This window comes from Mesorhizobium sp. GbtcB19 (genome assembly GCF_019091085.1).
In the GTDB taxonomy this organism is placed as follows: Bacteria; Pseudomonadota; Alphaproteobacteria; order Rhizobiales; family Rhizobiaceae; genus Mesorhizobium.
Genome location: NZ_JAGXJY010000665.1, coordinates 1 through 228 on the forward strand (window position 1 = coordinate 1; position 228 = coordinate 228).

Sequence of the window (228 nt, forward strand, 5' to 3'; positions counted from 1 at the left end):
ACAGCTTTGAGATCGTCGCCGGGCGGCGGCGCTATTTTGCAGCCCTGGCCGTCGCCGACGAGCGCGGCGAGGCCGTACCGCTGCCATGCGCCATCATGGAGGATGGCGACGACGCCGTCGCGCTGGAAGCCTCGCTGATCGAGAACATCGCGCGTGACGATCCCGACGTGGTTTCGCAGTGGGGGACCTTCACGCGCCTCATCAAGGAAGGGCGCGGCGTTGCCGATT

The 228-nt window shown here is 67.1% G+C and carries 1 pseudogene; it reads left to right on the top strand.

Annotation, left to right across the window (positions count from 1 at the left end):
- A pseudogene (locus KVT37_RS33340) lies at positions 1–228 on the top strand (ParB N-terminal domain-containing protein); the annotation flags it as partial.